10 protein-coding genes are annotated in these 11,414 nt (G+C 74.1%); 4 read left to right on the top strand and 6 right to left on the bottom strand.

The window, feature by feature from the left end:
• Positions 1-106 precede the first annotated feature (106 nt).
• Positions 107-1,075 carry a phosphotransferase family protein gene (locus tag AWQ68_RS31060; RefSeq protein WP_066947179.1) on the bottom strand — a complete coding sequence of 323 codons (969 nt, stop codon included), beginning with the start codon at positions 1,073-1,075 and terminating at the stop codon, positions 107-109.
• Between the two features lie 74 nt (positions 1,076-1,149).
• Here AWQ68_RS31060 and AWQ68_RS31055 point away from each other — a divergent pair, with 74 nt between their 5' ends.
• Positions 1,150-1,731, top strand: a complete 582-nt coding sequence (locus AWQ68_RS31055; RefSeq protein WP_066947177.1) for a GNAT family N-acetyltransferase — start codon at positions 1,150-1,152, stop codon at positions 1,729-1,731.
• Positions 1,732-1,749: 18 nt separating this feature from the next.
• Here the strand turns inward: AWQ68_RS31055 and AWQ68_RS31050 are convergent, their stop codons facing one another.
• Positions 1,750-2,346, bottom strand: a complete 597-nt coding sequence (locus tag AWQ68_RS31050; protein ID WP_066947174.1) for a TetR/AcrR family transcriptional regulator — start codon at positions 2,344-2,346, stop codon at positions 1,750-1,752.
• A gap of 83 nt (positions 2,347-2,429) precedes the next feature.
• Here AWQ68_RS31050 and AWQ68_RS31045 point away from each other — a divergent pair, with 83 nt between their 5' ends.
• Positions 2,430-3,590: an FAD-dependent monooxygenase gene (locus AWQ68_RS31045; RefSeq protein ID WP_066947172.1), complete on the top strand. Its 1,161-nt coding sequence runs from the start codon at positions 2,430-2,432 to the stop codon at positions 3,588-3,590.
• Here AWQ68_RS31045 and AWQ68_RS31040 read toward each other — a convergent pair.
• Both AWQ68_RS31040 and AWQ68_RS31035 read right to left on the bottom strand, forming a co-directional pair.
• Positions 3,568-4,437: a DMT family transporter gene (locus AWQ68_RS31040; protein ID WP_066947169.1), complete on the bottom strand. Its 870-nt coding sequence runs from the start codon at positions 4,435-4,437 to the stop codon at positions 3,568-3,570. The two genes, AWQ68_RS31045 and AWQ68_RS31040, sit on opposite strands and share 23 nt — an antisense overlap.
• Before the next feature lie 90 nt (positions 4,438-4,527).
• Positions 4,528-4,884, bottom strand: a complete 357-nt coding sequence (locus AWQ68_RS31035; RefSeq protein WP_066947276.1) for a VOC family protein — start codon at positions 4,882-4,884, stop codon at positions 4,528-4,530.
• Between the two features lie 151 nt (positions 4,885-5,035).
• On the opposite strand from AWQ68_RS31035, the gene secA2 reads away from it, so the two are divergent.
• Positions 5,036-7,297 (top strand): accessory Sec system translocase SecA2, encoded by a 2,262-nt coding sequence (gene secA2, locus AWQ68_RS31030; RefSeq protein WP_373281564.1) that lies wholly within the window; start codon positions 5,036-5,038, stop codon positions 7,295-7,297.
• A 3-nt stretch (positions 7,298-7,300) separates the two neighbouring features.
• Here secA2 and AWQ68_RS31025 read toward each other — a convergent pair whose 3' ends face one another.
• On the bottom strand, positions 7,301-8,638 hold the full coding sequence (locus AWQ68_RS31025) for a lanthionine synthetase LanC family protein (protein ID WP_066947164.1): 1,338 nt from the start codon (positions 8,636-8,638) through the stop codon (positions 7,301-7,303).
• A gap of 102 nt (positions 8,639-8,740) precedes the next feature.
• On the bottom strand, positions 8,741-10,525 hold the full coding sequence (locus tag AWQ68_RS31020) for a bifunctional copper resistance protein CopD/cytochrome c oxidase assembly protein (RefSeq protein ID WP_066947161.1): 1,785 nt from the start codon (positions 10,523-10,525) through the stop codon (positions 8,741-8,743).
• Between the two features lie 332 nt (positions 10,526-10,857).
• On the opposite strand from AWQ68_RS31020, the gene AWQ68_RS31015 reads away from it, so the two are divergent.
• On the top strand, positions 10,858-11,409 hold the full coding sequence (locus tag AWQ68_RS31015) for a hypothetical protein (RefSeq protein ID WP_066947274.1): 552 nt from the start codon (positions 10,858-10,860) through the stop codon (positions 11,407-11,409).
• Positions 11,410-11,414: the final 5 nt, after the last annotated feature.

Genomic DNA, 11,414 nt, shown 5'->3' with positions numbered 1-11,414 from the left:
CCTGCTCGGCGAAGGCGGGCTCGGCGGGATAGACGCACTCGTCCATGAACGCGGTCAGCCGCTCGCGCAGCTCCAGCGTGACGTCGTCGAACCCGAAATCCATCGGTCAGACCTCCATGAGTCCACGAGCGACCAGCGGGGCCACCTGGTCTCCGACCTCGGCGAAGCCCTCGCCGACCGTGAGCCCCTTGGTGTACCGGAAGTGGATGCCCTCGGCGATCACCGCGAGCTTGAAGCAGGCGAGCCCGATGTACCAGCCGAGCCGGGAGAGGTCGCGGCCGGACGCGCCGGCGTAGTGGGCGGCCAGTTCCGGCGCGGCCAACTCGGGCGACGGATCGGCGGGCGCGGCGCCGCCCGGGCCGTCGAGCTCGGCGAACTCCCCGTACAGGAGGAACAGCGCGAGGTCGGTGAGAGGGTCGCCGAGGGTGGACATCTCCCAGTCGAGCACCGCCCTGACCCGGCCGTCCGCGATGAGAGTGTTCCCGAGCTTGAAGTCGCCGTGGACGATGGCCGGGCTGCCCGAGCGGGGCACGTCGCGGGCCAGCCGGGCGTACAGGTCGTCGATGCCGGGCACCTCGCGGCTGCGCGAGGCGTCGAGCTGCCGCTTCCACCGGCCGACCTGGCGTTCCAGGAAGCCGTCCGGCCGGCCGAAGTCGCCGAGGCCGACCTGCTCCGGGTCGATGGAGTGCAGCGTGGCGAGCACGGACACCAGGTCGCGGGCGATCTCCGGGGTGAGCGGCGGGTGGCCGCCCTCGACGTGCTCCATGACGTAGAAGGGCGCGCCGACGACGTCGGGGTCCTGACACAGGTGGTAGGTGACGGGCACCGGGACGCCGGTGTCGCGCAGCGCCGTCATGACCCGGTGCTCGCGGCCCATGTCGTGCGCCGTGGCGAGGACGTGCCCGAGCGGGGGCCGGCGCACCACGAGCGTCCGCTCCGCGTCGCGCACGACGTAGGTCAGGTTGGACTTGCCTCCGTGGATCACCTCCGCCCGCAGCGGGCCCCGGGTGAGGCCCTCCCGTTCGAGATGGTGGGAAAGGCGGGCGAGATCCAGGCCGGGCGGGTCTGCGTTCACGCCAGGCAGCGTACCGACCAGACGGTATGTATGTCGACAGCGGCCGCCCCCGCGGTCGCCGCTAACCTGCACGCATGACCGCGAAGATGCCCGAACCCGCCACACTCGACGGCGATGTCGTCCGGCTTGTGCCGCTCGCCCTCGACCACGCGTCCGACCTGTTCACTGCGCTGGACGGCGACGAGGAGGTCTGGCGGTGGCGGCCGGGCGCGATGCCCCGGTCCGAGGCCGCGATGCGCGAGCTGATCGCCGGCCTCCTCGACAGCCGGGAAACCACCCAGTTCGCCGTGATCTTCAAGGAGACCGGGCGCGCGATCGGCTCCACCGGCTTCTGGTACGTGAGCGGCTTCGACAACAGCCTCGAGATCGGCTCCACCTGGTACGGCCGTGCCTACTGGCGCACGGGCGTGAACACCGAGTGCAAGGTGCTGCTGCTCGACCACGCCTTCGGCACGCTGGGCCTCACCCGCGTCGTGCTCAAGACCGACATCCTCAACCTGCGCTCGCAGGCGGCGATCGAGCGGATCGGCGGCGTGCGCGAGGGGATCCTACGACGCCAGTACCGCCGGGCCGACGGCACCTGGCGGGACAGCCCCTACTACTCGATCCTCGACGACGAGTGGCCCGCCCACCGGGCCCGTCTCACCTCGCGCTGACGGGCACTCCGACAGCACTCAAGACAGGACGCCGCGGAGGAATTCGGTGAAGGCCGCGCGCAGGTCGTCGATCGACAGCGCGGCCCCGGCCCCGGCCCCCACGACGGAGTCGAACATGATGCCCTCGACGAAGGCCACCGTCTGGCGGCCGTGCCGTACGGGATCGGCGGAGCCGGCGGCGGCGAGCAGCGCGACGGCGGGCTCACGGAAGCCCGCTCCGGCCCGGTCGTAGATCTCGCGCAGTTCCGGCCTGCGGGTCGCCTCCAGGGCCAGCTCGTAGCGGGCGATCCTGACGTGCCGGTCGCGGTCGAGCGCGCGGTGCGTCACCTGGGCCAGGAGCTCCGCCAGGGCAGCCGGATCCACGGTCGCCTTCATCGCCGCGCCCCCTGCGTCCGCGTCCGGCATGAGGCCGGCGAAGAGGCCGCACTCCAGCTCGGTGAGGCGGGCCAGGGTGAGCCCGAGCAGCGCGGCCCGGGTGCGGGCGTGGTTGGAGGTCGACCCCGAGGGCAGCCCGGCCGCCTCGTCCACCGCGCGGTGCGTGAGGCCGCGCATCCCCCGTTCGGCCAGGATCTCGATGGCCGCGTCCGCGATGCGCGTCACCCGCTGGTTCGACATGCGTGGATACTACAGCCGTAGTCGCCCTCACTACAGCCGTAGTATGGTTCGGACTACAGATGTAGTGAGCGACGGAGGTCGTCATGGGCGATGCGTTGGTGATCGGTGCGGGGATCGGCGGGCTGACGGCGGCGGCCGCCCTGGCCGGGCGGGGCTGGACGGTGACGGTGTGCGAGCGGGTGCCCTCGATCGAGCCCGTCGGCGCCGGCCTGGCGATCGCGCCCAACGCGCTGCGGGCGCTGGACACGATCGGCATCGGCGACCGGGTGCGCGAGCGCGCGGCGCTGCAGGGCGTCGCCGGCGTACGCCGCGCCTCCGGCGGCTGGCTGTCCCGCACCAGCGTCGAGGCCGCCCAGGCGCGGTTCGGCGACCCGATCGTGCTGCTGCAGCGCGCGACGGTCGTGGAACTGCTCGCCGGCCTGCTCCCGTCCGGCGCGCTGCGCCTGAACACCGCCGTCCACGACGTGGACGCCTCCTCGGGCCGGGTGAGCACCGACGCGGGCGAGCTGCGCGCGGACCTCGTCGTCGCCGCCGACGGCATCCGCTCGGCGGTCCGCCGCGTTCTCTTCCCCGGACACCCGGACCCGGTGTACTCGGGCACGACGGCCTGGCGGTTCGTCGTCTCCGGGCGCGGGATCGCGGCAGGAGCGCTCACCGGGGCGGAGTCGTGGGGGCGCGGCCAGGTCTTCGGCGTCATGCCGCTGGCCGGCGACGAGGTGTACTGCTACGCCACCGCGACCGTCCCGTCCGGGACGGGCCACGCGGACCCGGCGGAGGAGAAGGCCGAGCTGCTGCGGCGGTTCGGGACCTGGCACGCCCCGATCCCCGCGTTGGTGGAGCGCGCCGATCCGGCGCGGGTGATCCGCAGCGACGTCTTCTTCATGGACACGCCGCTCCCCGCGTTCCATCGGGGCCGGGTCGCGCTGCTCGGCGACGCCGCCCACTCGATGACACCGAACCTGGGCCAGGGGGCCTGCCAGGCGATCGAGGACGCGGTGACCCTGGCGCACCACGTGAGCGCGGGCGGCTCCGTCGAGCGCGGCCTCGCCGCCTACACCCGCGACCGGCTGCCCAGGACCACCGCGATCGTACGGCGCTCCGCCGCGATCAACCGGCTGACCCGGTGGTCGAACCCGCTCGCCGTCGCCGTGCGCGACGGGGTGATGTCCCTCGCGGGACTGGCCGGGCCCACCGCCGCCCTGCGGCAGGCGGACGCGGCGTTCAACTGGTGGCCGCCGGCGTGACCGGAACGGGGGCCGCGGCCGGCTTGGTGGAGTGGTCCGGCGCCAGCCGGCCCAGGGTGATCGTGCCACCGATGAGCACGGCCGCCGCCAGCAGGGCCGGGATCACCTGTCCGGCGCCGGCCGGCAGCGACTCACCGAGGAGGATCGCGCCCGCGAGCACGGACGTGATCGGGTCGACCACCTGCACCCCGGCGTACGCGATGCCGAAGTAGCCCACGGCGTACGACTTCTGCAGCAGGACCACGGCGCAGATGAGCAGCACGGGGATGGCCAGGGTGAACCAGTGCAGCAGCTTGGACAGGTCGCCGTGCAGGCCGCCGCCGACGACGCGGACGAACGTGGACACGGTGGCGGTGACCGACCCGGCCCCGACCGCCATCGCCAGGGCCTTGCCCGGCCCGCGCAGGAACCGCGCCACACCGAAGCTCACCGCGACGATCACGGCGATGCACCCGATCAGGCCGAGGGCGTCCCGGTCGGAGAGCGACGGCGTGACGTTGTGCGCCGGCACCAGCAGCATCAGGCCGAGCAGCCCGGCCGCCACCGCGACGGAGCCGAGGATCTCGGCCCGATGCGGCCGGCGGCCGTGCAGCATGGCGGCGAGCGGCACCGCGAAGACCAGCGTGGCGACGCTGACCGGTTGCACGGCGACCAGCGGCGCCATGCTCAGCGCCACCGCGTGCAGGCTGGCCCCGATGAAGCCGATGATCCCGCCGATCCACCAGCGCGGCCGCTTGACCAACTGGAGGGTGGCGCCGTCACGAACGGCCTCGAACTGCTGCAGGGCCGCGCCCAGCGCGTATCCGAGCGCGCCGACCAGGGCGATGACCACACCCACCCAGATCATGGGCACCGGCCGGGGAATCGTTCACCGTGGGATCTCACCACGTCAGCTTAGGGACAAAATCAACTGTCCCCATCACTGACGCGGTCGAAATCACGATCTTTCAGGGCAAACGCAGAACAGGTGGCCCTCGGGGTCGGCCAGGACGACCCAGTCACCCGGCTGGAACTCCGGCTTGGTCGCCCCCAGCTCCAGGTACTCCTCCACCGCCTTCGCCACATCGGGGACGCGGAAGTCGAGGTGGAACTGCTTGTCCGGGCCGGGCCAGGAGCCGGGCCTGCGCTCGGGCACCCGCTGGAAGTAGATGGTGGTGGTGCCGTCCCCGATCCCGGCGTACTCCTCCTCGGCGTACTGGACCTCGAAGCCGGTGATCTGGGAATAGAACTCGGCGAGCCGCTTCGGCTCGGCGCAGTCGATGGTGAAGGCGATCAGTTTCGCGATGGTCGTCATGAGCCCTACCTTGCCCTCCATACCTGTCAGGTCGTGTCATGAATATTTCGCACTCAAAAGATCGTTGAGCTTGAATGGCTCGGGGAACCGGACAGACGAAACCCAGTCCGGCAAACGACTCCTTGGAGCGGGCATGGCCTGGGTGCCGCAGATGATCAGACGCCTCCTGGACAAGCCGGGAAGCGTGGACCTGGCCCGGTTCCAGGCGACCGTCGCCGAGGCCGCCCGGCTGGAGCCCGAGGTACGGGCACGGCCCGAGCTGCTCCCTCCGGCGGAGGCCGCCGTCGGCAGCGCCGAGTTCTGCGCGGTGGTGCGCGAGGCGGCCGTGCGGACCCTGGGGCAGCGGCCGTACGACGTGCAGCTCGTGGGGACGCTCGCGCTGCTCCACGGGCACGTCGCCGAGATGGCCACCGGCGAGGGCAAGACCCTGTCGGGGGCGCTCGCCGCCGCCGGGTTCGCGCTGCGCGGCAGGCGGGTCCACGTGATCTCGGTCAACGACTACCTCGCCCGGCGGGACGCCGAGTGGATGGCGCCGCTCTATCAGGCCCTCGGCCTCACCGTCGGCTGGATCGGGCAAGGCTCCACGCCCGAGGAGCGGCGCGCGGCCTACTCAAGGGACGTGACGTACGCGGCGGTCAGCGAGCTGGGGTTCGACGTGCTGCGCGACCGGCTGCGGACCGACCCGGCCGACCTGCTGGTCCCGGCGCCGGAGGTCGCGCTGGTTGACGAGGCCGACTCGGTGCTGGTGGACGAGGCCCGGGTGCCGCTGATCCTGGCCGGGGCGGCCGACCCGGGCCGCGCGGCGCCCGAGATGGCGACGCTGGTCCGGCGGCTGTCGCGGGGCTACCACTTCGAGGTCGACGACGAGGGGCGCAACGTCTTCCTCACCGCCAAGGGCACCGACACGGTCGAGAAGGCGCTCGGCATCTCCCTCTACGACCACCCCGGCACGGTGGCCGAGGTCAACCTGGCGCTGCACGCGCACGCGCTGCTCACCCGGGACGTGGACTACATCGTCAGGGACGGCCGGGTCCACCTGATCAACCCGTCGCGCGGCCGGGTCGCACTGCTGCAGCGCTGGCCGGACGGCCTGCAGGCCGCCGTCGAGGCCAAGGAGCGGCTCGCGCCGTCGGAGACCGGGGAGATCCTCGACTCCATCACGATCCAGGGCCTCCTTACCCGCTATCCCGAAATATGCGGCATGACGGGGACGGCGGTGGCCGTCGGCGAGCAGCTCCGCGAGTTCTACAACCTGGAAGTGGCGGTCATCCCGCCCAACCGGCCCTGTGTTCGCGTGGACGAGCCCGACCGGATCTTCGCCACCGCCGACGACAAGGTCGCCGCCGTCGTCGAGGAGGTCGCCGCCCAGCACGCCGCCGGCCGTCCGGTCCTGGTCGGCACCCTGGATGTCGCCGAGTCCGAGCGCCTCGATCTCCGGCTGCGCGCCCGGGGCCTCACGCCCGTCGTCCTCAACGCCAAGAACGACGCCGAGGAGGCGGCGATCATCGCGCGGGCCGGGGCGCGCGGCGCGATCACCGTGTCCACGCAGATGGCCGGGCGCGGCACCGACATCCGCCTCGGCGGCGCCGCGGAGGAGGACGGCGACGACGCCGAGGAGGCGGTCAGGCGGCTCGGCGGCCTGTACGTGATCGGCACCGGCCGCCACGACAGCAGCCGCCTCGACGACCAGCTCCGGGGCCGCGCCGGACGGCAGGGCGACCCCGGCGGCTCGGTGTTCTTCGTGAGCGGCGAGGACGCCCTGCTCACCGCGTACGCTCCGGACGCCCCGCTGCCCGACGCCGACCCGGACGGCGTCGTACGGAATCCGCAGGCCGCCTGGACGGTGGGGCACGCGCAGCGGGTCGCCGAGGGCGTCAACCTGGAGATCCACCGCAACACGTGGCGCTACACGCGGCTGCTCGAACGGCAGCGGGCCGAGCTGCTCGAACGGCGCGACCGGATCCTGCACGGGGACGCGGGCGCCCGCGCGCTGGAGGACGCCTGCCCCGAGCGGTACGCCGAGCTGCGCGAGTCCGCCGGGGAGGCGGCCGTCGAGCGGGCCGGCCGCCAGATCGTGCTCTTCCACCTGGACCGCTGCTGGGCCGAGCACCTCGCGCACATGGCGGACGTCCGCGAGGGCATCCACCTGCGGGCGCTGGGGCGGCTGAACCCGCTCGACGAGTTCAACCGCGAGGCGGTCCCCGCGTACCGGCAGCTGCTCGACGAGATCGGGCGGCGGTCGAAGGAGACGTTCGAGAGCGTGGACGTCACCCGCGACCTGGCCGGGCAGGGGCTGGCCCGTCCGACCGCGACCTGGACCTACCTGGTGCAGGAGAACCCGTTCGGCTCGGAGTGGGACCGGGTGTTCGCCCGCGTCGCCGCCGCGCTGAAGGGCCGGCGGCGCCGGCGGTGACGCTCAGGGCGGGTCGCGCAGCAGCGCGGCGGGCACGGGGATCGCGGGGAACGGGTTGTCCGGCGGCATGACGAGGCGGCGGGGCTCGCTCGCCCGTCCCGCCGCGTCCAGGTGCAGCAGCGCGGCGCCGATCCCGGCCGCGCCGACCATGTAGCCGGTGTCGGCGGTCACCTCCCAGGGCCGCAGCCGCCGGTACGCCTGGTACCACCGGTAGCCCCGCCCGTCGTGCCCGGTGGCGCGGGCGACGAGGTTGCCGGCGAGTGACCGGGCGAACTCGAGGTGCGCGTCGCGTCCCGTGGCCGCCCACAGGCCGACGAACAGCTCCACGAGCCCCGCCGTGCCGCAGCACTGGCAGGCCACGTTCCAGTACCCGGCGGTCTGCCGTCCCGGCACGCCGCTCTGGACCACGCCGTGCGCCAGCCGTTCGACCCAGTCGAGGTCACCGGGGTCCCCCGTCACGCGGTGCAGCTCGTAGAACATCCGGGCCACGCCCGCCGACCCCGAGCAGAAGCCGAGGTAGTGCAGGGCGCGCCCCTGCGGGACGTGGTGCGGCACGAGTGCGCACCTCTCGGTGACCAGGCTGACGGCGCGGACGAAGTCGGCTCCCCTGCGCGCGGCGACGAGGAAGCGCTCCTCGCCGGTGAGGCCGTACAGGCGGGCCAGCAGGAACGCGGTCCCCGCGGTGCCGGACAGGAACCCGGGGGTGACGGCGTCGGTGGGCAGGTCCGGGCAGGAGTCGCCGCCGAACCGGTGCCCCGGCACCGCCATCCCGGCGATGCGCTCGCCCGCCGCCACGGCGATCTCCTCGTACAGCGGCACGCCGAGCATCCCCGCCGCGTGCAGCAGCCCGAGGACGATGCCGCCGTCGCCGCGCTGCGCCGGGTCGCCGGTCCATCCGACGCCCCCGTCCATCGGGCGTACGGCACGGGCGAGGTGGTCGGCGCCCGCCCGCGCCGCCTCGCACAGCCGGTCGTCGCCGGTCGCCCACCCGGCCTCGGCGAGGGCGAAGACCACGCCCGCGAGCCCGTGGTGGAGGGAGAGGTCGGACAGGCCGCGCCAGTTGGCGGCCAGGTGGCGGGCGCCGGCACGGGCGTCCTCCAGGTATTCCTCGTGGCCGGTCGCGGCGGCGAGTTCGAGGAAGAAGAGGACGATCCCGGCGGCGCCCGAGTACAGCGAGAACCGGTCGCCGGCCATGGCGGAGCGCCCGTGCGGATCCGGGTTCGGCTCCCAGTGCCGGCCCCGCTCGGGGCCGCGCCCGTGGTCGACCGCGGCCGACCTCACCCAGCGCGCCGCCATGATGGCGGCGGTGATCGGCGTCTCGGCGCGCGGCCCTGGGCTCACTGGCGCACCATCCTCTCGCGACGGCGACCATTCTGATGAATCCCTACCAGGATAGTCATAAATCCCCGCCGTGCGGGGTTCAGCAGTCTACGGGCGGCGGGATCAGCCGAACCGTGGATCCGCGAGACGGCGGCGGGCGGCCCGGCTCCGGCCCGCCAGCAGCGCCAGGACCAGGACGATCGCCGACAGGGAGATCCCCGGGCCGAGCAGCGCGCCGAGCCGCTGATCGGCGTCGCGGTCCGGCGCCCAGGGCAGCGCCAGCACGGCGTACCAGCCCCACCCCTGCGGCGGACCGGTGAGCAGGAGCAGGGCGACCCAGACCTGTACGGCGGCGGCGCCGAGCAGCATCCGGATCCGCACGGCCACCCGGATGGCCCGCGGCAGCGGATCGACGCCCAGGGCGACCGCGAAGAACAGCGTGCCGGTCGTCACGAGGACCGCCAGCACCGCCAGCCGTACGGCGAGGCTCGACTGGGCGAGGTCGAACAGCCCGGTCAGGTACAGCAGCGGGTACGGCAGCGCGTAGCACACCAGCGCCGCCGCCGGATGGGACAGCGGCCCGGGGACGGCCCCGAGGCGGAGCGAGATCGGGGCGCCCAGGGCGAGCAGGGCGGGGGCCGCCGTCCCCGCCAGCGCGTACTGCGCCGCGTGCGCGGAGAAGACGGCCGGCCCGTAGGCGGCCACACCGCCCACCAGGGCGTACAGCAGGACCAGGGAGCCGGCCGCCCAGGCCAGGGTCGGCCCCGCGGGCCACGGCCCGCCGGACCGCCATTGCGCGACGAGGTAGGCGGCCAGCGCTCCCCCGACCGCGAAGAGCGCGATCGGATCCGGCCGGACCACGGTCAGGAGCCGTCCGGAGGTGAGCGGCGCGACGACGTAGCCGAGCAGCTCGTGCTGGTGCGCCAGGCCGCCCTCCCCCTGCGGTGGCGCGGTCCGCGACAGCGCCACGGCCAGGCCGAGCGTCGCGGCCATCACGCCGATCTCCCCCGCCGCCAACCGGAGGAAGGGCCGCGAGCCGCCGCCGCGCTCCAGGACGGCGATGGTCGCGCGGCGGTGCCGCCACCCGAACCAGCCGAGCGCGCCAAGTGCCGCGATCTTGGCGAGCACGAGCAGGCCGTACCGCGAGTCGAGGAGCCGACCAGGGTCTCCCAGGCGGATCCACGCGTTGACCAGGCCCGAGAACCCCGCGGCGGCGAAGCACCACAACGCGAGGGCGCTGAACCTCCGCACCGCGAGCACCGGCCCGCGCAGCCGCACGGCCACGCCGTACAGGCCGCCGACCCACAGCGTCACCGCGCCGATGTGGAGCATCAGGCTGGAGACCGCGAGGTTGTGGTCGGTCGCCGAGGCCGAGTGGCCCACGTACGCCGGAGGCAGCACGGCGACGACCGCCAGCCCGGTAAGCCCGGCGAGCACCGCGCGAGACCGGACGCGGAGCGGCGCGACCACGCCGAGCGCGATCGCCAAGGCGAGCACGCCGACCACGGTGAACGCCTGGCCCTGCGGGATGTGCAGGACGAAGGTGGGCATCACCCCGGAACGCAGCGTGTCGGGCACGGACATGGCCAGGAAGTCCGACAGCGTGAGGACCTCGACGAGCGCCGCGCTCGCCGCCCACCCGACCGCCCACCGCCAAGCCGGGCGGGCGATCCGGGCCGCGTCCTCCTCCGGTCCCAGCAGGGCGGCCAGCAAGGTGCCCACGGTCGCGGCGGCGCAGGCGTCGTGGAGCACGCGCGCCACCGGAAGGCCGACCATCGTGACCACGTCGGGGGCGGGCAGCCCCTCGATCGGCGGGCGCGGTGTGCCGCCGCCGAACCACAGGGCCAGCCCGAGCACGGCGAACGCGGCGACGGCCACTCCGGCAGCGGGTACGGCGACGGCCCGCATGGTGGGGGGCCCGTCGGAGGGCCCGTCGGAGGGCCCGGTGGAGGGCCCGGTGGAGGGCCCGGTGGAGGGCTCGGCGGGCGCTGCGGGCGGACCTTCCGGAAGAGCGGGCTCCTCGGGATGTGCGGAGGGAGACGTCACAGTTTCCTCGCCAAGGGGGGTGTGGCCGATTCCCGGCCGGGCGATCCACTCGGGTCCGAGTATGTCGGCACATGCCGCTCAGGACGAGGGTTTCGCCGCGAAACAGGTCCCCTCCGCGTGGATCTGATGGGTACGGGATGAAAGCTCCGGGGGAGAGACGGCCCGGCCACTCTCTGTGAGAACATTTGGGCGCCATGCGTGCCCGTCTCCCCCTGCGCCTCGCCCGCGCCGCCGCCTTCTCGGTCGTCTGCGTGGGTCTCGGCGTGTTCGCGCACAGGTTCGCGGGAGGGACCGGGCCGACGCCGGGCGCGCTCGCCGTCGGCGGCGCCGCCGTCATGGCGGTCTCGGCCGCGCTGGCCGGGCGCGAGCGGTCGCGCGCGACCATCACCGGCCTCCTCGCGGCGGCGCAGCTCTTCCTGCATCTGCTGCTCGGCCGCGCCGCCCTGCCGGACGGCCTACCGGCGCCGCAGCACACGCACCGCCTCGGCGTGGACGTCGGCATGGTCGCCGCCCACCTCGTCGCCACGCTGGTCACCGGGTGGTGGCTGGCGCGCGGCGAGACGGCGGTGTGGTCCCTGCTGCGCCGGCTCGGCGCGTCCGCGCTGCGCCTGCTGACCCCGGCGGCCGCGCCCGCCCCGCCGCGCGTCCCGCTCCCCCGCCTCTCGGCGGCGCCCGCGCCCCTGACCGGCCGGGTCCTCAAACACACGCTCGTACGGCGCGGCCCACCGGTTCTCCCCGCCTTCTGACATCC

The organism is Microtetraspora fusca, from assembly GCF_001570365.1.
Classification (GTDB): Bacteria; Actinomycetota; Actinomycetes; order Streptosporangiales; family Streptosporangiaceae; genus Microtetraspora; species Microtetraspora fusca.
This window is presented reverse-complemented; position numbering and strand designations above follow the sequence as displayed.